The organism is Kyrpidia sp., from assembly GCF_023512215.1.
Classification (GTDB): domain Bacteria; phylum Bacillota; class Bacilli; order Kyrpidiales; family Kyrpidiaceae; genus Kyrpidia; species Kyrpidia spormannii.
Window position 1 is genome coordinate 1 of the sequence record NZ_JAILZZ010000050.1, and the last position, 20264, is coordinate 20264.

General features: G+C 60.7%; 23 protein-coding genes. 16 read left to right on the plus strand and 7 right to left on the minus strand.

Features of this window, described 5'->3' with window-relative positions; all coding sequences use genetic code 11:
* Together K6T64_RS13845 and K6T64_RS13850 are read right to left on the minus strand one after the other, a co-directional pair.
* Positions 1 to 1005: cytochrome d ubiquinol oxidase subunit II (locus tag K6T64_RS13845; protein ID WP_288010718.1), on the minus strand; the 1005-nt coding region annotated here is incomplete at its 3' end.
* Positions 1002 to 2372 carry a cytochrome ubiquinol oxidase subunit I gene (locus tag K6T64_RS13850; protein ID WP_288010719.1) on the minus strand — a complete coding sequence of 457 codons (1371 nt, stop codon included), beginning with the start codon at positions 2370 to 2372 and terminating at the stop codon, positions 1002 to 1004. The genes K6T64_RS13850 and K6T64_RS13845, both read right to left, overlap by 4 nt.
* A gap of 330 nt (positions 2373 to 2702) precedes the next feature.
* Between K6T64_RS13850 and K6T64_RS13855 the strand changes: the two genes are divergently transcribed.
* The 6 genes from K6T64_RS13855 to nagA all read left to right on the plus strand — a co-directional run bounded on the left by K6T64_RS13855 (position 2703) and on the right by nagA (position 8544).
* On the plus strand, positions 2703 to 4085 hold the full coding sequence (locus K6T64_RS13855; protein WP_288010720.1) for a c-type cytochrome: 1383 nt from the start codon (positions 2703 to 2705) through the stop codon (positions 4083 to 4085).
* Positions 4086 to 4116: 31 nt separating this feature from the next.
* On the plus strand, positions 4117 to 5229 hold the full coding sequence (locus K6T64_RS13860; protein ID WP_288010721.1) for a cytochrome ubiquinol oxidase subunit I: 1113 nt from the start codon (positions 4117 to 4119) through the stop codon (positions 5227 to 5229).
* 87 nt (positions 5230 to 5316) lie between these two features.
* Positions 5317 to 5919, plus strand: a complete 603-nt coding sequence (locus K6T64_RS13865) for a DeoR family transcriptional regulator (RefSeq protein WP_288010722.1) — start codon at positions 5317 to 5319, stop codon at positions 5917 to 5919.
* A 134-nt stretch (positions 5920 to 6053) separates the two neighbouring features.
* The gene (locus tag K6T64_RS13870) at positions 6054 to 6518 is read left to right on the plus strand and encodes a FixH family protein (RefSeq protein WP_288010723.1); all 465 of its coding nucleotides are present in this window, start codon (positions 6054 to 6056) and stop codon (positions 6516 to 6518) included.
* A 261-nt stretch (positions 6519 to 6779) separates the two neighbouring features.
* Complete coding sequence (locus tag K6T64_RS13875) at positions 6780 to 7241, plus strand: DUF420 domain-containing protein (RefSeq protein WP_100667086.1); 462 nt, start codon at positions 6780 to 6782, stop codon at positions 7239 to 7241.
* A gap of 151 nt (positions 7242 to 7392) precedes the next feature.
* Entirely contained in the window at positions 7393 to 8544 is a 1152-nt protein-coding gene (gene nagA / locus K6T64_RS13880; RefSeq protein ID WP_288010724.1) for an N-acetylglucosamine-6-phosphate deacetylase, read from the plus strand.
* Positions 8545 to 8614: 70 nt separating this feature from the next.
* On the opposite strand, the gene K6T64_RS13885 is transcribed toward nagA, so the two are convergent.
* Together K6T64_RS13885 and K6T64_RS13890 are read right to left on the minus strand one after the other, a co-directional pair.
* Positions 8615 to 8815, minus strand: coding sequence for a hypothetical protein (locus tag K6T64_RS13885; RefSeq protein WP_100667088.1), 201 nt, complete (start codon positions 8813 to 8815; stop codon positions 8615 to 8617).
* Positions 8816 to 8976: 161 nt separating this feature from the next.
* Positions 8977 to 9222, minus strand: coding sequence for a hypothetical protein (locus K6T64_RS13890; RefSeq protein WP_288010725.1), 246 nt, complete (start codon positions 9220 to 9222; stop codon positions 8977 to 8979).
* A gap of 377 nt (positions 9223 to 9599) precedes the next feature.
* Here K6T64_RS13890 and K6T64_RS13895 point away from each other — a divergent pair, with 377 nt between their 5' ends.
* The 8 genes from K6T64_RS13895 (at position 9600) to K6T64_RS13930 (ending at position 16201) form a co-directional block, all read left to right on the plus strand.
* Entirely contained in the window at positions 9600 to 9902 is a 303-nt protein-coding gene (locus tag K6T64_RS13895; protein ID WP_100667090.1) for a metal-sulfur cluster assembly factor, read from the plus strand.
* Positions 9903 to 10060: 158 nt separating this feature from the next.
* Positions 10061 to 10849, plus strand: coding sequence for a Fe-S cluster assembly ATPase SufC (gene sufC, locus K6T64_RS13900; RefSeq protein ID WP_170085151.1), 789 nt, complete (start codon positions 10061 to 10063; stop codon positions 10847 to 10849).
* A gap of 19 nt (positions 10850 to 10868) precedes the next feature.
* Positions 10869 to 12200: a Fe-S cluster assembly protein SufD gene (gene sufD, locus K6T64_RS13905; protein WP_288010726.1), complete on the plus strand. Its 1332-nt coding sequence runs from the start codon at positions 10869 to 10871 to the stop codon at positions 12198 to 12200.
* Complete coding sequence (locus tag K6T64_RS13910) at positions 12197 to 13426, plus strand: cysteine desulfurase (RefSeq protein ID WP_100667093.1); 1230 nt, start codon at positions 12197 to 12199, stop codon at positions 13424 to 13426. Before sufD ends, K6T64_RS13910 begins: the two co-directional genes overlap by 4 nt.
* Positions 13413 to 13880: a Fe-S cluster assembly sulfur transfer protein SufU gene (sufU, locus tag K6T64_RS13915; protein ID WP_100667094.1), complete on the plus strand. Its 468-nt coding sequence runs from the start codon at positions 13413 to 13415 to the stop codon at positions 13878 to 13880. The genes K6T64_RS13910 and sufU overlap by 14 nt, the downstream gene beginning before the upstream one ends.
* A 39-nt stretch (positions 13881 to 13919) precedes the next feature.
* A complete protein-coding gene (sufB, locus tag K6T64_RS13920) occupies positions 13920 to 15317 on the plus strand; it encodes a Fe-S cluster assembly protein SufB (RefSeq protein ID WP_100667095.1) in 1398 nt (465 codons plus the stop codon).
* Between the two features lie 98 nt (positions 15318 to 15415).
* Positions 15416 to 15730: a non-heme iron oxygenase ferredoxin subunit gene (locus K6T64_RS13925; protein WP_170086812.1), complete on the plus strand. Its 315-nt coding sequence runs from the start codon at positions 15416 to 15418 to the stop codon at positions 15728 to 15730.
* Positions 15731 to 15751: 21 nt separating this feature from the next.
* Positions 15752 to 16201, plus strand: a complete 450-nt coding sequence (locus K6T64_RS13930) for an RrF2 family transcriptional regulator (RefSeq protein WP_100667096.1) — start codon at positions 15752 to 15754, stop codon at positions 16199 to 16201.
* Between the two features lie 199 nt (positions 16202 to 16400).
* On the opposite strand, the gene K6T64_RS13935 is transcribed toward K6T64_RS13930, so the two are convergent.
* On the minus strand, positions 16401 to 17537 hold the full coding sequence (locus K6T64_RS13935; RefSeq protein WP_100667097.1) for an HAD family hydrolase: 1137 nt from the start codon (positions 17535 to 17537) through the stop codon (positions 16401 to 16403).
* A 316-nt stretch (positions 17538 to 17853) separates the two neighbouring features.
* Here K6T64_RS13935 and K6T64_RS13940 point away from each other — a divergent pair, with 316 nt between their 5' ends.
* Positions 17854 to 18639: an enoyl-CoA hydratase gene (locus tag K6T64_RS13940; protein WP_100667098.1), complete on the plus strand. Its 786-nt coding sequence runs from the start codon at positions 17854 to 17856 to the stop codon at positions 18637 to 18639.
* A gap of 118 nt (positions 18640 to 18757) precedes the next feature.
* Here the strand turns inward: K6T64_RS13940 and K6T64_RS13945 are convergent, their stop codons facing one another.
* Positions 18758 to 19234, minus strand: a complete 477-nt coding sequence (locus K6T64_RS13945) for an NUDIX hydrolase (protein WP_157935374.1) — start codon at positions 19232 to 19234, stop codon at positions 18758 to 18760.
* Between the two features lie 132 nt (positions 19235 to 19366).
* Between K6T64_RS13945 and K6T64_RS13950 the strand changes: the two genes are divergently transcribed.
* On the plus strand, positions 19367 to 19624 hold the full coding sequence (locus K6T64_RS13950) for a YuiB family protein (protein WP_100667100.1): 258 nt from the start codon (positions 19367 to 19369) through the stop codon (positions 19622 to 19624).
* 81 nt (positions 19625 to 19705) lie between these two features.
* Here K6T64_RS13950 and K6T64_RS13955 read toward each other — a convergent pair whose 3' ends face one another.
* A complete protein-coding gene (locus tag K6T64_RS13955) occupies positions 19706 to 20197 on the minus strand; it encodes an inorganic diphosphatase (protein ID WP_013074642.1) in 492 nt (163 codons plus the stop codon).
* Positions 20198 to 20264: the final 67 nt, after the last annotated feature.

Genomic DNA, 20264 nt, shown 5'->3' on the forward strand with positions numbered 1-20264 from the left:
CGTCAGGCTGGGGGCGAGAAGAAACGGCAGATGGGCGAGACCGTATCCCCAGTGGGCAAAGGCGTACTGCAGAACGGCGAGCACCACCGCCCATCTGGCCGGGTGGCGCCACGCCTTCCATCCCGTGGTGGCAGTGGGATGTCGAGAGGGCATCCGGGCGCCCCGCTGTCCCGCTTGGGGTGCTTCTTCCTGAACTGAAGAAAACCCGGAGGCGGTTGTCTGGGGTTTGACCTCCTTGGAGTACACTCCCAGGAGGAGCCCCACCCCGAAAAAGCAGGCCAAAGAAGCGGCAAACCACGGCCACTGCTGAAGGAGCCGGGCGTGGATCCACGTCTGGGATGGGGGGAGCAGCCCCCAGACCCCGGCGGCGGCGATGAACATCACCGGGCCCAGCACCAGGGCGCGCCTGCGGTACCGCGCGAAGGCTGAACCCGCGCCACTGACCCGGGCCAGGTCCGCCAATAGCAGCGCTGACAAAAAGAGCTCGCTGGTCAGGCCGAACAGCAAGAACCCATAGGTGGCCGGGGAAGCCAAAAGCTCCGGAAGATCGAGCCAGAGAGCCCCTGCCCCGCCGCCTTTCACCCCTAACCCCTGGGACACGGGCAAAGTCAACACCAACAGCGCCGGGATCAACAGGCCCGTCCAGGCGGCTGCCACTTCCGTTCGCCGGCGATGAATTTCTGAAGTATGGCCGTAGACCAGAAACGTGCCGCGCACAGCCAACAAGATCAGGATCAACGATCCGGGAACGAGAAGCAGGACCCCGTAAGCATAGGCCGCCCCGGGGAAAAAGCCCACCAGGGCAACGGGGATGAGAACCAAGAATACATTGGTGACCTCCCACAGAGGAGACACGTACCGCTCCGCCACCCATGCTCCTTGGCGCATGCCCCGGCGGGATTCCCACCACTCCCAAAACCCGGCGCCAAAATCAAAAGAAGCCCCCACGGCGTAGACGAGAATGGCCGCCCACAGCAGGGTGGCCGCCCACATGGATTCGGTCACGGCAGCCACGCCCCCTCTCTCACCGATCGAGGCGGAGCCCCGCCCCCTCCATCGTCAAAATCCACGGGATGGCGGCGAAAATACGCCCGAATCACCGTGGCGGTTCCCCAGGCCAGGACCGCGTACAGAGCGATGAAAAGGGCCGCGATCCAGGGGACCCCCGGGGTCGGGGTGACGGCGTCCGCCGTGCGGAGCAGCCCCGTCACCGTCCAGGGCTGGCGTCCAATTTCGTCAAATACCCACCCCAGTTCAATTCCGATCACCGACAGCGGCCCACAACTCACCACCGGCCAGAGAAGCCACGGCGGGAATTCTCCCTTTCCCTTGCGTTCCCGCCCTGCCGCAACGGCCGCCGCCCCGGCCACCAGGAGACCCCACACTCCCACCGCCACCATGGCGTCAAAAATCCAGTGAACGAAAAGGGGAGGCCACTGATCCACGGGAAAATCCAGCAATCCCTGAACCTTGCCGCTGAACCGCCCGGTGGCCAGCCAACTCAACCATCCCGGAAGCTGAATCCCGCCGATCACCTGGCTGCTGACCGGGTCCGGCCATCCCGCGATCACCAGGGGGGCGTGGGTCTGGGTGTGAAAGAGCCCCTCGGCCGCCGCCAATTTGATCGGTTGATGGGCGGCCAAGTGTTTTCCCGCCAAATCCCCGGCGATCACCGTCAACACCGTCATGATCCCCGCCACGCCCAAGCACAACATCATCGCCTTGCGGTGATAGGCGGCGGCCGTCGCCGATGGACTGCCCAGGAGTTGCTTGGCGGCGATGGCCGCGAGCACGAAGGCCACCGTCATGTAGGCGGAGACGAGCACATGGAACACCATGGTGGGAAAGGATGGATTGAACACGGCTTCCCAAGGGCGAACATCCATGGGCCGCCCCCCGTCGGGAACGAATCCCGCAGGGGTGTTCATGAACGCGTTCACATCGGTGATCAGGATCGCCGAAGCCCCGGCCCCAAGGGTGACGAGAAGCGCCGCCGCCAGCCGCCCTTTGTGGGAGATGCGGTCTCCGCCGTACACGTACACCGCCGTAAAAATCGCTTCCAAGAAGAACGCAAACACTTCGATGAGAAAGGGGGTGGAGATGATTTGGCCCACCAACTCCATGAACCGAGGCCACAGGAGGGTGAGCTGGACGGCCACAATGGTGCCGGAGACCACCCCCGCGGCAAGAAGCACCACAAACCCCCGGGTCCAGCGCTGGGCCAGCCGGGCGTACAGCTGGTCTTTGCGCCATAGGGCGGCGGTTTCCGACAGGGCGATCATCAGCGGCACCCCCACCCCGAAGGTGGCGAAAATAATGTGAAATCCCAGGGATGTGGCCATGAGAATTCGCGCCCAGAGAAGATGTGACATACTGTCCTTTCCTCCCTTGCCCCATCGCCAGATACCCAATTCCCAACGTCACTGTGGATAGCCTGGGTTAGACTTTGGCGCTCTATTCGGAGTCTCTCGATCCGACAAATTATCGTCAAAGATCGGGCCGGGAGCCGTCTTCGTGATAAATACAACAAACTGTCACACGCTGTCTCCCTTACCCCCTTTACCCTACAATCCAGACGAATAAAATCGATGGTGAGAAATGTGTTATTTTATAACGATAAATAACACAGTGGGGTGGTGACCGCGAAAAGGAGTGCGCAACTTTATCGTCTTTGTCCAGCCTGTACCTGGAGGTGACGTGGATTGGAATTTCCTGTATTCACCCTGGACCAGTTCGGATCGGGGAGCTTGATTGCCCTGGTGGCCATTGTCCACGTACTGATCAGCCACGGGGCGGCCGTCGGTGGGTCGATCATGGTGGTGGCCCTTGAAACCTACGCCATGAAACACAAAGACCTGGAGATGGACGATTTTGCCCACCGGTTGTTAAAGTACTTCTTCGTGGTGACCACCGCCGTGGGGGCCCTTACAGGGGTGGGCATCTGGTTGACCACGGGGGTGGTCCAGCCGGCGGCCATCGGTTCGATGCTGCGGGTCTTTTTCTGGTTCTGGTTTACCGAGTGGATCGTTTTCGTGTCCGAAGTGGTCTTTATCCTCTTGTACTATTTCACCTGGCCAAAACTGACCGGGGCGAAAAAGGTACTCCACCGGAACATCGGCATTGCCTATGCGGTGTCCTCGTGGTTGACCATGACCTTGATCACCGGGATTCTGGCTTTTATGTTGACCCCCGGTGCGTGGTTATCGGACGGTTCCCGCTGGGACGCCTTCTTCAATCCCACCTACTTGCCCTCTCTGGCCTTCCGCACCTTCTTGGCTTTGGCGTTGGCCTCTGGATTCACGATGCTCTATACCCAGATCACGGTCCGCAAAGCGGAGCTTCGGGCCCGGGTTTCGGGGGTGGCTTCCCGGGTGCTCGCCGGAGCCGGCGTGATGATGTTTCTCACCGGGTACTGGTATTACCAGTCCGTTCCCGGAGGGGCCCGGGCGCTTATTCAGTGGGCCACGGCCCTGTCGCCCCAGCAGTTTGATCTGATCAATTACGGCGGGATCTTTCTCGTCTTCCTGTTTGCGATGGTGGCGATTTTTTACCCGATGCGCCTGGCGGCTTCGGGGAGGATCAACCGGGTGATCGGGGTGACGGCTTCGCTTTTGGTCATGGCTTTGGCGGTGTTTTATGTCGGGGAAATCGAAATGGTCCGGGAATCGATCCGCAAGCCCTACGTGATTTCCGGTTACATGTATGCCAACGGGATACGGGTGTCGGATGTTGAGCGGCTCGATACGGAAGGGATTCTGCCCAACGCCCGGTTTTCGCCGATCCAACAGGTGACACCGGGACAGGAAATTGAGGCCGGTCGGGAGGTTTTTCGGCTGGAATGTCAGAGTTGCCACGTTTTGCACAATTTTGCCCGCCAGCGCCGGGATCTCGCCTTTCGGTTGCAGGGATGGAATGAGACGACCATTTACAATTACGTAAAAAATCTGCATCAAGCCAGGGCCTTTATGCCTCCCTTTGTGGGGACGGATCAAGAGCTGCGGGCGCTCAGCAAGTTCCTCGCGACGGTGCCGACCGAGGGAACCACGGCGACGGCCGGATCGCCCGCCGGTGGGATCCATGAGTAGCGCGGGCCGAGTTGGAAAGGAGTGAAAGATGATGTCTCCCGTACCTCACGATTTGCCGATCTCGATCCCGGGTTCCATTCCTTTTTTTACGGTCCTGCTCGTGGTGGGATTCGTCCTGCATATCGTGTTCGTGCTGCTGACGGTGTCCGGGGCCGTCATGTCGGTGGTCACGGAAGGGGTGGGTCACGCGAAAAAAGATGGCCGTTACCTCGAGTTGGCCCAGCGGGTTCTCACGGCGACGTCCGTGAACAAGAGTCTGGCGGTGGTGCTCGGCGTGGCGCCGCTTTTGCTCGTCGGGGTCTTGTACACCCGGTTTTTCTATCCGCCCACTGTGATTCTCGGCGGCACCTGGCTGTCGGTGATCTGGCTTTTGATTCTCGGTTTTCTCTTGTTGTACGCCTATAAATTCTCCTGGGAGCGCCTTCAGGCCCGCCCGGGGGTGCACCTGCTGCTCGGGGTTCTCGGGACCATTCCCTTTTTGATCGTCCCGATGATTTTTGTCGTCGTCATGGGGCTGATGCGCCGGCCGGACTTGTGGGTGCAAACCCACAGTTTTGTCCAGGCGATGTTTTATCCCACGGTATGGCCCCGGTACCTGCATTTTATCGCGGCGACAGTGGTGTTCGGGGGCTTGTTGCCGATCTGGGTCGCCTGGTGGCAAGAGCGGAAGGCGTCCCGGCCGGGGGCCGGAGCGACTGGGATCGCACCCGGAGCGGCCGAGGCCGGATCGGAAACGGCGGCGGCTGCCGAGGTCCGGGCCGGGGGTGTCCTAGAAGGGTCGATGGATTCGCGCTGGGCAACCGCCTACGGGCTGCGGTGGACGGGGATTGCTTTACTCATTCAGGTGGCGCTCGGGCTAGTGGTCTTGTTCACCATGCCGGGGTCGGTGCGGGGTTATTTTTTGGGAGGGTCGGCCTTCTCCACCTTGGTGTTTGCGGTCGGCGCGGCGGCGGTGGCCGCTGCCCTGGGTGTTGTGTACGTCGCCCGCCGTCATCCGAGCCCCGGGCGGGTGTTGCGCAATCTCGGCATCGCCCTTTTCGTGGTGGTGCTCGCCATGGCCACGGTTCGGCTCCAGATTCGGGACGTGGAAATTGCGCCGTATACGGCAACCTCACAGGCTTCTGGTCAAACCGCAGGTCCCTGATGAATCCCGGGTTTTGTGGGCCTGTCCGGCGTTGTGATATTGTGGTATACTTCACACAAAATCACCTCCAGGGGAGAGGAACGCCGGGTGCTGCCTGCGGAGCGACAGAAAAAGATTCTGAGTTGGTTGCAACAAGAAGGGCACTTGAAGATCTCGGATCTGAGCCGTCGCCTTCAGGTGTCGGAGATGACGGTCCACCGGGATGTTCGGGTGTTGGTGGATCAAGGGCGGGTGGTGAAGACCTACGGGGGGATCTCCTTGGCGAGCCCCCCGGTCGAGGCGCCGGGACGGGGCAGCGGCACTTGCGCCTATTGCCGTCGGCCGGTGGACGACCGCTTGTCGATGACGGCGAACCACGCCGATGGAAGCGTAGAAACGTACTGCTGTCCTCACTGCGCACTATTGGCCTGTGCCCAACGACCCTCGCAGCCGCGCAGCTTGTTGGGCCGGGATTTTTTGCTCGGCCACACGGTGGGTGCAGCGGCGGGATGGTATGTGATGGGGGCGGACATGCCCACACTGTGTTGTGAGCCCCAAGTCCTACTGTTCGGGGAACGGCAGGATGCCGAGCGATTCGTCCGGGGATTCGGGGGAGAGATTTTTGATTTTGACGAGGCGACCCGGGAGATTCAGCTGAGGATGAATCGCCCGAATACCGCCTGTTGCCATCAGGAGGCGGGCCGGGAGTAACCGGCCTGCCTCCGGCGTCGTTCATACAGTTGTTCATACAATTGCCACAAGTGTAGCTCAAACGGGCCAGTGATTGGAGGATGGCGCTGTTATATGATACCGGGGGTCAAGACTGAAGGAAGAGGTGCATGGGTATGAAGCGTCGCTGGGCTTGGACGACGGTGTCCCTTTCCCTCGCCGCCGGGTTGGTGGCGGGTTGCGGACAGGCCGCCGCTCCGTCCCAAACCGATCAGTCCCAGGGGAACCCAGGGTCATCCGCCTCACACACAGAGATGAATATGGATCCGGGCATGACCATGGATCAACAGTTTGACATTGCCTTCTCCACCGATCCCCCCGGTCCCGTGAAGGTGAATCAGCCCGTGAAGCTGATTGAGAAGGTGAGCAAGAAGGGCACTCCCATCAGTGGAGCTTACATTAAATTAGAGATCTGGAAAGACGGGGAGTCCAAGCACGAGCTGGTGGATGTGGTGGAAGGTCCCAGCGGCACCTACACGGTGGAAAAAACCTTTGACAAGCCCGGACTCTACCATGTCACCCTCCACACCACAGCCCTGGGATTCCACGAAATGCCGACCAAAGACATTGAAGTCCAGTAGTCTGCTCAGCGGCTCCGGAGAAGAACCACCAACCTTCCGGCGGGGGCCGGGCGACGCAAAGCCGTTGCGGTTTGCTCCAAGGATCAGGTCGGGTGGAACTTCCGAATCGGCGAGGGGCGGGCCGCGGGACGAACCTGGTTCGGTGGCTGGCGGGAGCCATTTGTGAAGGAATTCTGACAGGGGCATGTAGGACGCTTGACCCCACTGGGGTTTCCGGCCAGAATGAAGGTGACATGTCGGATAGGAAAGCGTGGGAGAAGATTGACTGCAGAAATCGTCGCTTATCTAAACGAAGCGTTCATGCTCGTCAGCGCCGGTTCGGCGGCCGTCGGTTGGTATTTGATTCGGAGAGGACGTCGGGAGGCCCACCGAAGGGCCATGTTAACGAGTGTCGTGCTGGCCGCGGCTTTTTTTCTGAGTTATGTCCTCAAGACGATCTTCATCGGGGACACCAGTTTCGGGGGACCGGCCCAGTGGCGGGAGCCCTACCAAATCTTTCTCCAGGCCCACTCGGTTCTTGCCACCGTGGCCGCCGTGCTCGGGATCGTGGCGTTGCGCTATGCGTTCAAAAGCCGATTTGCTTCCCATAAGCGGATCGGCCCTTGGACGGTCACGATTTGGCTGATCACGGCGGCCACTGGTCTGATGGTGTTCTTATTGTTGTATGTGATTTACGAGCCGGGACCCACGAGAAACATGTTTCGCACTTGGCTCGGTTTCTAGGCGTCAGGGTCCGAACAACTGGTCGGCTCGGCCTGTCAGGGCGCTGAGGTCGCTGCGGGATTGCGGTAGCGAAGAATCGACCGGGTACATGTGGGGATCGCTTGGCCTCCCGGGTGAGTCGTCAGGAAACTGGGGGGAAGAGGGGAGTGGAATGGGTCGTCTGGCTGTGCGGGGGAACCTCATCGTGGATCGGGAGGTGCGGGAAGACTGGATTTTGATTTGTGAAGACGGGGTGATTGCGCAGGCCGGGCCCTGGCGGGGGGAGGCGGCGGATCTTCGGGTGGCGGGCGGGTACGTGGCCCCAGGGTACGTGGACGTCCACGTGCACGGCGCCGGGGGGTGCGATGTGATGGACGCCAGCGAAGCCGCACTGGCCAGGATCGCACAAACCCTGGCCACCCACGGTGTCACCGGTTTTCTGGCCACCACCCTCACCGCCGATCTCGATTCTTTAACGGAGGTGCTCCGGATGTGCCGTGTCTTTGCCCGGCGGCCAAGCCCCGGGGCGGCCCTTCTGGGCGTTCACCTCGAGGGGCCCTGGATCTCCCCGGATTATAAGGGAGCCCAGAATCCGGATTTTATCGTCGACCCCACCCTGGCTGATGCCAGGGTTCTGTTGTGGGCGGCGGGGGGGTTGCTTCGCATCGTCACCCTGGCCCCGGAGCGCCCGGGTGCCGGGGCGGTCATCGGCTATCTTCGTTCCCGGGGGATCCGGGTTTCCGCGGGCCACACTGGGGCGACCTGGGAGGAGATGAAGGAAGCGGCCAGGTGCGGGGTGTCCCAGGTGACTCATTGTTTTAACGCCATGCGGGGGTTTCACCACCGGGAGCCCGGGGTGGTGGGTGCGGCCATGATGCACGGGGAATGGACGGTGGAGCTCATTGCCGATGGGGTTCACGTCCATCCCGGGGCGATGGCCCTCCTCTACCGCGCAAAAGGGGCGGATCGGATTGCGCTGGTCAGCGACGCCATGCGGGCGGCGGGGATGCCCGATGGCGATTATCATCTTGGGGGTTTCGCCGTCACCGTCCGGGGCGGGGCGGCCAGGCTCCCGGACGGCACCCTGGCCGGGAGTACGCTGACCTTGGACCGGGCGGTTCAGCATATGGTGCGGCTGTGCGGTGTGCCTGTGGCCGAGGCGGTGGCCATGGCTTCGGAGGTGCCCGCCCGGGCGGCGGGGTGCGGGCACCGAAAGGGCCGTCTCGCGGCGGGGTATGACGCGGATTTTGTGGTCCTCGATCAGGACCTGAGGGTTGAGCGGACTTTTATCGCGGGGGCGGAGGTACAGCGGGTGGACTGGTGAATGGACAGGTGATCCTGATCAAGTGACGGAAAGAGAGACGCCGGTGGAGGAGTGAAGGAGAGACGCGATCTCACCCTTCCCAAGGGGGCCCCTGTTCCAGGGCGGACAGAGCTGCCTCCCGGTTCGGATAAGCGTGGGGCAAAAAATATCCGGTGGGATATCGGGGGCAGTTCGGGATGACGATGTGCCACCGCCCGGGTGCCGTTTGATGGATCGTATAGGGTAGGCCGTCGATTTCGCGATGGGGCAATCCGCGCAGTTCGATCCACATCTCGATCCTCCCCTTTTGTCCGTCGGACGCTGTATACCGATTGTGCACCGAGCGGGCCGGGACTATGCGGGTTCGGGGAAAGCCTCAAAATGACAGGGACCGGGCCTGGGCCCGGTCATCCGCGTGAACGACAGCAAGGGGCGGTTCGCAACTGACAACGGTTAAATCCAGAAAAATGGGAACGTGGCGATGGGAGGGACGATGATGGGTGGCAGAAAAATTCCAGCTCCGATCCAAGGCCCCGGTACGGGGAACTGGCGGTTCTCGGCCGGATCTACGGCGGCGGGAAACGCGGTGTATCCGGGATCGGCCGTCGGCTCGAAGGAGTCACCGCGAAACTCGGAATCCGTACGGGGGGCAGGCGGCGCCATGTAGTAAAAGGGATAGGACAGCGTTGATTCGGACATGGCATTCCCTCCTTCTTCAGGTTCCCTTTAGCCTATGTCGGGACGGACGCTCGCCGTTCCGGGCCATGGCCCGGATTGCCCGGGGCGGATGACACTCTCAGGTGTCGGTGCGTATCTTGTGGGTGAGCGGTCCTTTCGCGTTCAGGCAGGGATACAGTCGCGCGGGGGGATTGCGGAAAACGGCGCCGATTCGGCGCCTTTTTCACATCCCCAGTCCGGCGCTTAAGCACTCCAGGTCCCAAGCCTTGATCTTTACGTCGCCAGCCAAGATGTCGCATAATACCTATAACGCGTCACGCCGGAGTCCTGGGCAGCGGGCCCAAGGGTGGCGCCGCCCGGGGGTGAGCGCGGGAACCCGGTGAAAGGAGTGGCGGAGAATGGCAACGGTGGACGAAGTGCGAGAAGCCTTGACCGAGGTGTACGATCCCGAGTTGCAGATCGACATTGTCAACTTGGGTATGGTATATGATATCCAAGTGAACGGGGGGGACGTCCACGTCACCATGACCCTCACGGCGATGGGCTGCCCGATCTTTGATCTGTTGAAGCGACAGATTCAAGAAAGGGTTTCGGAGTTGGACGGCGTGGATAACGTGGACGTAGAGTTGACTTTCGATCCCCCCTGGTCTCCGGATAAGATGTCGGAAGAGGCCAAGCTCGCCATGCGCTACATGTTCTGACCGGTTCTTTCGAACTCTGCTGCGGCCCAGAGCTTGCATTCTGCCTGCGGTGTGGTATCCTGTAAAGGAAAAGGTGACTGTTTCAGTCATGATTTGACGACGATTGGTCGATACGATAGAGGGTAGGGGCACCTTTTTCAGATGAGGAGGACAGGGGCATGGCCAATCAGCCTTGGTTGAAAGTTGAACAATTGCGCGTCTCCGTGGAGGGCACGGAGATTCTCAAGGGTGTGGACCTGGAAGTACGCGGGGGCGAGGTGCATGCCATCATGGGGCCAAATGGCACGGGCAAAAGCACCTTGGCCTCGGCACTGATGGGCCATCCAAAATATGAAGTCACCGCAGGGAGGGCATGGCTAGACGGGGAAGACCTCCTTGCGATGAAAGTTGACGAACGAGCCCGAAAGGGACTGTTCCTCGCGATGCAATACCCCAGTGAGGTTCCGGGGGTGAGCAACGCGAATTTTCTCCGTTTGGCGCTCAACGCCCGAAGGGGGGAGGGCAACGAAATCCCGGTGCTCCGTTTTCACCGGGAATTGCAAAAACAGATGGCCGCTCTGGAGATGGATCCCTCCTTCGCAGAACGTTATTTGAACGAGGGGTTCTCCGGAGGCGAGAAGAAGCGGAACGAGATTCTTCAGATGGCAATGTTAAAGCCCCGAATCGCCATTCTCGATGAAATCGACTCAGGCTTGGACATCGATGCTTTGAAGATTGTGGCGAAAGGGGTCAACGACCTGCGGGGTCCCGAACTGGGCGTGTTGATCATCACCCATTACCAGCGCCTGTTGCAATACATCGTCCCCGACCGGGTCCACGTGATGATGCAAGGGCGGATCGTCCGATCGGGCGGCCGCGAGCTCGCTGAAGAATTGGAAGCCAAAGGATACGATTGGCTCAAACAGGAGCTTGGCATCGAGGACCACACGGTGGCGTCTCAGTCGTGACGGGGGAGGGAATGGCGCAATGACGGTGGGACAGGTGATTCAGATCGACCGGGCCGCAGTGGAGCGGTTGGCCCAGGAGCGGGGAGAACCCGCGTGGCTACGGGACTGGAGGCTGGAGGCGTGGGACCGGTATACCCGGCTTCCGGCGCCAAAGCTGGAACGCAGCGACCTCGGGAAGCGAAGTTTTGAGGAAAAGTGGCGGATAGACGCCGACGTGGACGCTACTCCGCAGTCTGGGAATTCGACATTGGGCGTGGCGGAAGATCAGTTCGCTGAGCCGGACGGTGACGGAAGGGCGGAAGCGGCGGCGATGGCGGTGTTTTCCGGGCCCGGTCATCCCCATATCCATCTTCAGGCGCCCCTGGCTGACCAAGGGGTATACGTGGCGGATTTGTCCACCGCCGCCAGGGAACGGGAAGAGGTGGTGCGCAGGACCCTGGGAAGCCTCGTATCCCCGGAAGAAAACCGCTGGACAGCCCTTCAGAGTGCTTGTTGGAACGCCGGGCTGTTCGTGTACGTCCCCAAAGGGGTGCGGGTGGAGGCGCCGGTCCTTATTTCGTATCGCTGGGCGGACCCGCAAAACCGGATATTCCCCCGGGTCCTGGCTGTGGTGGAAGAGGGGGCTTCCCTCACTCTCGTGGAGACGTGGTCGGGCACAGAGTTGGGGCAGGAGGGCGTCTCCACGGCGGTGGTGGATGAGTACCTCGTGGAAGCAAACGGTGAACTCCGGGTTGCCACGTTGCAAGATTTGCCTCGGGAGGTCACCGGGTTTCTCACCCGGCGGGGCCGGACGGCCCGAGATGCCCGCTTGGATTGGGCCATCGGGGAGATGGGGGAAGCTTATTTAGTAGCCGAGTACGGGACGACCCTGGAGGGCCCCGGCAGCCGGTCCGAGGCAAAGGTGGTGGCCGCAGGCACAGGCCGCCAACATCTCGACCTGACCCTTCACATGGTGCATCGGGGGCGGTTTACGATGAGCGATATTCTGGCCCGGGGGGTGGCCCTGGATCGCTCAGACCTGGTGTTCCGGGCGGTGACAGGCATCGAGAAAGGGGCGGTGGGCACCGATGGCCACCAGGCCGAGGGATTGCTCATGCTCAGCCCCAAGGCCCGGGCCAACGCCATTCCCATGTTGCTCATCGACGAGAACGACGTCAAGGCAGATCACGCCGCCAGCGTCGGGAAGATCAATGCCGAGCAGATGTACTATTTGATGTCCCGGGGAATTCCCGAGGACGAGGCGAAACGGCTCATCGTTCGAGGGTTTTTGGATCCGGTGATCGATCGCTTGCCTCTGGCTGACGTGAAGGGCTGGATGGAACGGCTGGTGGAGAGGAAGATGGCTCGATGAACCTGCGCGACATCCGAGAGGATTTTCCCATTTTATCACAGCCGATGAACGGTAAGCGCCTCGTTTATCTGGATAGCGCGGCCACTTCCCAGAAGCCTCTGCCGGTGATCGAGCGCATCGCCCGGTATTATCGGGAGGAGAACGCCAATGTCCATCGGGGAGTGTACGCCTTGGCCGCCAAGGCCACTGATGCCTACGAAGGCGCCCGGGAAAAAGTGGCTCGGTTCATCGGGGCAGCCTCGGCGGATGAAATCGTCTTTACCCGGGGCACCACCGAAAGTTTGAATCTGGTGGCTTCCAGCCTCGGCGGCCGGTTGGTGAGCGAGGGGGACGAGATCGTCATCACCCCCATGGAACATCATAGTAATTTGATTCCCTGGCAGCAATTGGCGATCGCTAATGGGGCGACGTTAAAATATATCCCCTTGCAGAAGGATGGGACCCTGGATCTGGCCGACGTCGAGGAGACGATCACCGACCGGACAAAGATCGTGGCGGTGGCCCATATCTCGAATGTCTTGGGGACCATCAACCCGGTGCGGGAGATCGCCGCCATTGCCCACCGGCACGGGGCGGTGATGGTGGTGGACGGCGCCCAGAGCGTGCCCCACCAACCGGTGGACGTCAAGGAACTGGACTGCGATTTTCTCGCTTTCTCCGGGCACAAAATGTGCGGGCCGACGGGGATTGGCGTGCTGTACGGAAAGCGGCGCTGGCTGTCGGAGATGGAGCCCATTTATTACGGCGGTGAGATGATCGAGGTGGTTGAACGATATCGGTCCACCTGGAAGGAATCGCCTTGGCGCTTTGAGGGCGGGACGCCGAACATCGCCGGTGCTGTGGGCCTTGGGGCGGCGGTGGATTACCTGACGGAGATCGGCATGGACGCGATTCAGGGGCGGGAGCAGGAATTAATTCGCCTGGCCATGGAACGGCTGGAGGAGATTCCTGAACTCGAGATTTACGGCCCCGACGCCGGACACCGGGCGGGGTTGGTGACTTTCAACCTCAAAGGCGTTCACCCCCACGATGTGGCGACGGTGTTGGATGCTGAGGGGGTGGCCATCCGGGCGGGACACCACTGCGCCCAGCCGCTGATGCGGGAGCTCGGGGCAGCGGCGACAGCCCGGGCGAGCTTTTATTTCTATAACACTGAGGAGGACGTCGACGCCCTGGTCGCCGCCCTGATGAAAGCAAAGGAGTTTTTTACCCATGCAGTTGGATGATCTATACCGCCAGGTAATCATGGACCATTACCAGCACCCCAGAAACCGCGGCCAGTTAGAAGGGGACGCGGTGAGTGTCCACCTCCACAACCCTACCTGCGGAGACGACGTCACCCTACAGTTGGCCATGGATGGGGATGTCGTGCGGGATGTGCGGTTCCAGGGGGTCGGCTGCTCAATCAGCATTGCATCGGCGTCGATGATGACCGAGGCGATTCGGGGAAAGAAGCTCGACGATGCCCTCGCTTTATCGGATTCGTTCCACCGCATGATTCGGGGGGAAGAAACCGACTCCGAGGACCTCGGCGACCTGGAGGCGCTTCAAGGGGTATCGAAATTTCCCGCCCGGGTGAAATGCGCGCTATTGGCGTGGAACGCCCTGGAACGGGCGGTGGAAATCGAAAAGAACCGCGGTCGCGGCACGGACGACGGTGACGGGGCGGCCGGATCGTGATGACACGCGCAATCCGATAATATACGGGGAGGGATTGAAATGGCGAAGGTGATCCCGGAGCTTGAGGAGTACCAGTACGGATTTCGCGATCCGGACATCGCGGTGGTCAAGTTTCAAAAGGGCTTGAACCGCAAAGTGGTGGAAGAGCTGTCGATGATGAAAAACGAGCCGGGCTGGATGACCGATTTCCGCCTCCGGTCCCTGGAAATTTTCCTCTCAAAGCCCCTGCCGACCTGGGGTGGCGATCTGTCGGAACTCAATTTTGACGACATCACGTACTATGTAAAACCCACCGAGCGGCAGGGCAAGACCTGGGAGGACGTACCCGAAGAGATCAAAACGACCTTCGACCGCCTGGGCATTCCCGAAGCGGAACGGAAGTTCCTGGCGGGGGTATCCGCCCAGTACGAATCTGAAGTCGTCTATCACAGCATCCAGAAGAATTTGGAGGAGCAGGGTGTCATCTTTACCGACACCGATACTGCCCTGCGGGAGTACCCCGAGCTGTTCAAAGAGTATTTTGCCACGGTGGTGCCCCCTGAGGACAATAAGTTCGCGGCTCTGAATTCTGCGGTGTGGAGCGGCGGAAGCTTTATCTATGTCCCGAAAGGGGTCAAATGCGACGTGCCCCTTCAGGCGTATTTCCGGATTAACTCCGAGAACATGGGGCAGTTCGAGCGGACGTTGATCATCGCCGACGAAGACAGTTTCGTGCACTATGTCGAAGGGTGTACGGCGCCGATCTACAGCACCGATTCCCTGCACAGCGCGGTGGTGGAGATTATCGTGAAGGATCGGGCCCGATGCCGGTACACCACGATTCAGAATTGGGCGCCCAACATCTACAACCTTGTGACCAAGCGGGCGGTGGCCTACGCCGACGCCACGATGGAGTGGGTGGATGGCAACATCGGTTCGAAGCTGACCATGAAGTACCCGGCGGTCTATATGATGGGGCCGCGGGCCAAGGCGACAGTCCTTTCCATCGCGGTGGCGGGCAAGGGGCAGCACCAGGACGCCGGAGCCAAGGTGGTACACGCGGCACCGGACACCACTTCAACGATCATTTCGAAGTCGATCAGCAAACAGGGGGGGAAGACGACCTACCGGGGTTTGGCGCATTTTTCGCCCCAGGCCCGGGGGGCCAAAGCGAACATCAAATGTGACACCCTCATCCTGGATGAAAACTCGACTTCCGATACCGTGCCGGTGAACGAGATTTTGAATGATGATATCACGCTGGAACATGAGGCCACAGTTTCCCGGGTGAGTGAAGAGCAGCTCTTCTACTTGATGAGCCGGGGATTGAGCGAGGAAGAGGCCACCCGGATGATTGTGATGGGCTTCATCGAGCCCTTTACCCGGGAGCTGCCCATGGAGTACGCCGTCGAGATGAACCGGTTGATCAAGTTCGAAATGGAGGGCTCCATCGGCTGATCCGGCGAGGGCCGGAACAGTGCGGACCCAGGTGCCGACCGCGCCGGCGGGACTGGCGGCGGAGGCCGGGTGTGGAGCTGGGCAAAGGAGTCGAAAAGATGGCGTTGGTGAAAGTCGCATCGGTTGGAGAGTTGGAGCCGGGACAGATGAAGCGGGTGCAGTTGGGGGAGGCGGATCTGGCCCTGTACCGGGTTGGTGACGAGTATTTTGCCACCGCCGACCTCTGCACCCACGCCACGGCCTCCCTCAGCGAAGGGACGTTGGAAGGATATATTGTACAGTGTCCGAAACACGGCGGGCGGTTCGACGTGCGGACCGGTGCCGCCGTCCACCTCCCGGCTTTCACCCCGGTTCAAACCTACGAGGTGACGATCCGGGACGGGGGGGTCTGGATCGACGACGATGATGTGTGACGAGAACGGGAGGTATCGCCCGTGAAATTATCGAACCGCACCGAGTACGGATTGCGGGCTTTGGTGACGTTGGCGGAGCGCTCCGGCGGAGCTCCCATGTCCACTCGACAAATCGCGGAGATCGAAGGGATTCCCGAGCCGTTCCTCGATCAGATCATGGTGCTGTTGCGCCGGGCGGGGATCGTGAAAAGCGTGCGGGGGGTCAATGGAGGCTTTCTACTGGCCCAATCCCCCGACCAGGTGTCTGTGGGGGAAGTGGTCCGGGTGCTGGAAGGATCTCTCCTTTTGATCGGATGTGTCGACGAGGAGAACGGGGATCTGTGGTGTGAGCGCATCCCCATCTGTCATACCCGGAAGGTGTGGGTGAAACTGAATGAAGGCATCGCCAAGGCCCTGGGGAGTTTGACCCTGGCTGAAGTGGTGGAAACGGATGAGCCGGCTTCAGCGGCCCGGGCCGGAAAGGGCGGATGAGGTCGCAACTACCACCGGGTCAACGGGTGGCCGAGAAGAGGAGGGAGTTGTCCGCCGGGGCACGGGTCCCGAGCGTTTCCCCATGACAAACCCCCTGGACAGAACGCATCTGCCAGGGGGTTTGTCGCGTCCAGGGAGTCTCCTGGTTCGCCCGCTGTGAGGGGCCCGGAGTCTTCCGCTCTTGCCTCCGGAACTGGTGTTACCGGTTGAGGATGCCGTGTAAGACGTCGGGCAGTTGGGTCACATCGTCCACAATCCAACGGACGCCCCGTTCTTCAAAAGACGCCCGGGCTTCTTGTCCACTGAGGCCCGTCAGGGTGGCGGCGAATCGGCAGCCGATTTTGCCCGCGGCCAGCCAATCGGCCAAGGAGTCGCCGACGATCAGAATGCGATCCGCCCCGGTCAGGGGCAGGGGGCGCCGTAAAAGCCGCAAAGCGGGTTCGTCCGGAACAATGGCCCGCAGATAGGTGAAAGGATGGGGTTTAGCCAGCGGTGCATACTGAGGAGCGGCGTTCTCCGCTTCCAGCACGTCGTCCGCCGTCACAATCCGGCTGGGTTCAAAGGGGTCGAGCAAGTGGAGCGCCGACAGGGGGATCCGCGTTTCCATCCGCGGCCTTCCGGTCCCCATTCCCAGGAGCAGGTCCCGATCCCTCAGCCATTCCAGGATTTCCCGGATCTCCTCGGCGGGCCGGATTGGAATTTCATCGTACAAAAAGCCCCGTTTCTCCTCGTGGGGCGCCTGTCCATATCGTTCTCGGTAATGATCGGCCCCCAGGTACCACTCCTGGAAAACGTGCATCGTGACCGACCACAGGGCGCTCGTCCGGCCGAACTGATCGGTGGTCACGCCCGTCCACTCCCGGGCCCAATCGTTTAACGCCCGGAGCAGCCCATGTTGAACTGCGTCGGTGTTCTGAAGGGTGTTCAGAAAGGCGGCAAAATCCGGTTGGAATCCGATGTCCCGCAACCGCCCCCCGATCTCGGGCAGAATTTGGCCGTCGAGGGGGCACTTCAGCCAAGACTCCACCTGGGCCCGGTCGTGGTGAAAAAATTGATGTAACCCCCGCAGGAGCTGGTAAGAGAACGACAGGTAGACCATGTCCCAGTTGGAGTTGACACCCTTGCCTTTGAGGGCGTGAAGGATTTCGTCGTTTAAAAAAACCTTTTCGCGAATCGACCGAATCTCTTCTTCCGACGGGGTCGCGGTAAAAGATCCTTCCAAACCGAGGTATCGGGGGCTGTACAAAAGCTCCCACACTGCCAATGCCGATCCGTCAAAATATCGCTCTTCGCTGAGCAAAACGCCGTCTACATCAAAAAGAACCAGTTCGAGCATGCCAACCCCCATCCAGAAACTGACCTGCGGCGCGCCTGTGCGTGATCCTCCGCAGTTGACCTGCCCCACGGACGGCGCGCCTTCCCACGTCTATAAGAGTACCACGGCCACCCGGGCGGTGCACGGATTTTTTCCGGAATATCTAACGGAGTTGACCGGGTTTAGGGCCGAAGGAAGGCGCCCGGGCGCTGGGGCGGCAGGAATTTGCCCCGGCGTGTGGAAATACTTAATGCGCGGGCGATCTGCCGAGGGGCCGGCGTTCGGTGGGTGAACCCGGGCGCCGGCAACCGAGAAAGTACGAAACGGAGGGCGAAGGATGAGCCAACGAACAAAGGTTCAGTGGACGAAAGAAGAAGGCTATGCGGTCATCACCGTGGACAACCCGCCTCTCAACGTCATGAGTGAACAGGTGGGCAGGGAGCTTGGGGAGTGTGTGGACGAGATTGCCGAAGATCCCGAAGTGGTGGCCGTGATTGTCACCGGCGCGGGAACCCGGGCTTTTATGGCTGGAGCCGATATTAAGGAGTTTCCCCAGCGGATGAAACCCGGGGCCGCCGGAGAGATGTCCCGGCAGCTGCATGACGTGTTGAACCGCTTGGATGACCTGCCAAAACCGACGATTGCCGCCATTCGCGGCTACGCCCTGGGCGGCGGCCTTGAGCTCGCCCTCGCCTGCGACATGCGCATCGCCGGGGAAAGCGCGCAACTCGGGGTTCCTGAGGTGAAATTGGGGCTCTTTCCGGGAGCAGGGGGGACCCAGCGCCTGCCGCGCCTGGTTGGCGAAGCCAAAGCGAAAGAGATGATGTTTACCGGCGATCCTGTCTCTGCCGCCGAAGCTCGACAGATTGGGCTGGTGAACCAGGTGGTGCCGGACGATCAGGTGATGGAAGCCGCAAAAAACCTGGCCAAAACGATCACTCAACGCAGCTTGATGTCCCTTGGCCGGATCAAACGACTGGTCGATCAAGGCCTGGAACAATCCCTAAAAGAAGGTCTCCAGCTCGAGGCGCAACTCTTTGATGAAATTTTTCAGACGGAGGATGTTCGGGAAGGCGTACAGGCATTCCTGGAGAAGCGGGCCCCGAATTTCAAGCACCGTTGACCCACGCCGCGGCCGCCTGGCGGCCGTTTTCACGAATCGCCGGTGAGATCCGGTCCGGCCGCAGGCGGTGGTGATTCCCCCTACGGCCGACCAACCGGCCGGTTCGATTTTGCGGCAATCAGCCGTAGATGCGGCAACTCACATACCCGTAATCCCTGAATAGATCCAGTGGCTGGACGGTCAAAGCGGCCGAGGCCCGGGTGGAGGCGATGAGAAATTCCGCACTGTCCGGGGAGGCGAGAATCTCCTCCGGGGTCAGAAAGGCGGCCTCGGAGATCTCCCGGCCGTCCGGGCGGGGTTCAATGTTCGGATCCATGTCTTTTAAAGTCAGAACGATCAATGTGTCGTGCTTGCCGTTTCGCAACACCCCGGATCGGACGGCGATGATCCCGGTAGCCTCTCCCCTGCAGCCCGTCTCTTCCTGAATCTCCCGGGCAACCGCTTCTTCCAGGGTCTCCCCGCCGTGTACGAACCCCCCGGGCAACGTCCACAGACCTCGTGTGGGCCCGTAAGTCCTTTTGACCACGAGGATCTTGCCCTTTCGCTCCAGACGGCCCGCCACACCGAGCCATACGTCCTGATCCCGTGTTTCCACCCTATCCCCACCTCTTTCCCACTCCTCGGGTCGGTTTGACATTCGCGGCGATCCTTGGCACACTGAAACCGACTTCGGGCGCTCCGGCGCCGCAAAATAGCGAAAAGATGAACCGGAAAGGAAGGCGCCAGGATGATCGCTATGTTGGTGATTTTATCATTGTTGACCCTTGTGGTCACCTTCGGCCTCGGATTTATCATTGACATGTTGACGCCGTGGTGGACGAGCCTCGTCTTGTACGCGGCCTTGGTGGTATACGTCTTGATCCGCACGTCGGGGGTACTCCGGCCTTTTGACTGGACACTGGTCATCATCGGCGCCGTGGGGGCAACGGCTAGCGGCCTTGTGATCCGGACGCTTAGAAGACGGGGTTTCCGTATGTTCGGCTGACGAGGCGATGCGGAGATCACCCATTCCCCAGCTGAAAAAAACCCCCGTCCTGGTTGTCGGGCGGGGGCTGACCTGGAACCCTTAACCTTTGTAGCGCTGCCGGGCTTCGTCGAGGAGACGACCGGCATCTTCAATTCCTCTCCACCCGTCGACCGTCACCTTTTTTCCTTCTAAGTGCTTATACACGGAAAAGAAATGGGCGATCTCATCGAGGATGTGGGGTGGAACGTCTTCGAGGGATTGCACTTGTTTCCACCGGGGGTCGTCCGTAGGCACCCCCAGGAGTTTCTCATCCTTCCCTTTGTCGTCCGTCATCAACAGCACCCCGACCACCCGAGACTCAATGACGCACCCGGGAAAAGTGGGGAAGGTGGTCAGGACCAAGATGTCGAGGGGATCTCCGTCTTCTGCCAATGTCTCTTGTATGTATCCGTACTCGGTGGGATAATGCATCGGTGAATAGAGCACCCGGTCCAGGCGGAAGACGCCTTTCTCTTTGTCGTACTCGTACTTGTTCTGGCTGCCCGTGGGAATCTCAATAAATGCATCGACGATCAGCTTCTCCGTGGCCATTGTCCATCCTCCTCTGCTCATTTCACGATTGTATTATACCGTATCCCATCGGTGGCGACAAAAGCAC

What these genes read in the sequence shown, in the direction of transcription:
- K6T64_RS13850 (WP_288010719.1), bottom strand. Translation starts at nt 2,372, where the DNA reads ATGTCACATCTTCTCTGGGCGCGAATTCTCATGGCCACATCCCTGGGA.
- K6T64_RS13860 (WP_288010721.1), top strand. Translation starts at nt 4,117, where the DNA reads ATGTCTCCCGTACCTCACGATTTGCCGATCTCGATCCCGGGTTCCATT.
- K6T64_RS13870 (WP_288010723.1), top strand. Translation starts at nt 6,054, where the DNA reads ATGAAGCGTCGCTGGGCTTGGACGACGGTGTCCCTTTCCCTCGCCGCC.
- nagA (WP_288010724.1), top strand. Translation starts at nt 7,393, where the DNA reads ATGGGTCGTCTGGCTGTGCGGGGGAACCTCATCGTGGATCGGGAGGTG.
- K6T64_RS13885 (WP_100667088.1), bottom strand. Translation starts at nt 8,815, where the DNA reads ATGTGGATCGAACTGCGCGGATTGCCCCATCGCGAAATCGACGGCCTA.
- K6T64_RS13890 (WP_288010725.1), bottom strand. Translation starts at nt 9,222, where the DNA reads ATGTCCGAATCAACGCTGTCCTATCCCTTTTACTACATGGCGCCGCCT.
- K6T64_RS13895 (WP_100667090.1), top strand. Translation starts at nt 9,600, where the DNA reads ATGGCAACGGTGGACGAAGTGCGAGAAGCCTTGACCGAGGTGTACGAT.
- sufC (WP_170085151.1), top strand. Translation starts at nt 10,061, where the DNA reads ATGGCCAATCAGCCTTGGTTGAAAGTTGAACAATTGCGCGTCTCCGTG.
- sufD (WP_288010726.1), top strand. Translation starts at nt 10,869, where the DNA reads ATGACGGTGGGACAGGTGATTCAGATCGACCGGGCCGCAGTGGAGCGG.
- K6T64_RS13910 (WP_100667093.1), top strand. Translation starts at nt 12,197, where the DNA reads ATGAACCTGCGCGACATCCGAGAGGATTTTCCCATTTTATCACAGCCG.
- sufU (WP_100667094.1), top strand. Translation starts at nt 13,413, where the DNA reads ATGCAGTTGGATGATCTATACCGCCAGGTAATCATGGACCATTACCAG.
- sufB (WP_100667095.1), top strand. Translation starts at nt 13,920, where the DNA reads ATGGCGAAGGTGATCCCGGAGCTTGAGGAGTACCAGTACGGATTTCGC.
- K6T64_RS13925 (WP_170086812.1), top strand. Translation starts at nt 15,416, where the DNA reads ATGGCGTTGGTGAAAGTCGCATCGGTTGGAGAGTTGGAGCCGGGACAG.
- K6T64_RS13935 (WP_100667097.1), bottom strand. Translation starts at nt 17,537, where the DNA reads ATGCTCGAACTGGTTCTTTTTGATGTAGACGGCGTTTTGCTCAGCGAA.
- K6T64_RS13940 (WP_100667098.1), top strand. Translation starts at nt 17,854, where the DNA reads ATGAGCCAACGAACAAAGGTTCAGTGGACGAAAGAAGAAGGCTATGCG.
- K6T64_RS13950 (WP_100667100.1), top strand. Translation starts at nt 19,367, where the DNA reads ATGATCGCTATGTTGGTGATTTTATCATTGTTGACCCTTGTGGTCACC.
- K6T64_RS13955 (WP_013074642.1), bottom strand. Translation starts at nt 20,197, where the DNA reads ATGGCCACGGAGAAGCTGATCGTCGATGCATTTATTGAGATTCCCACG.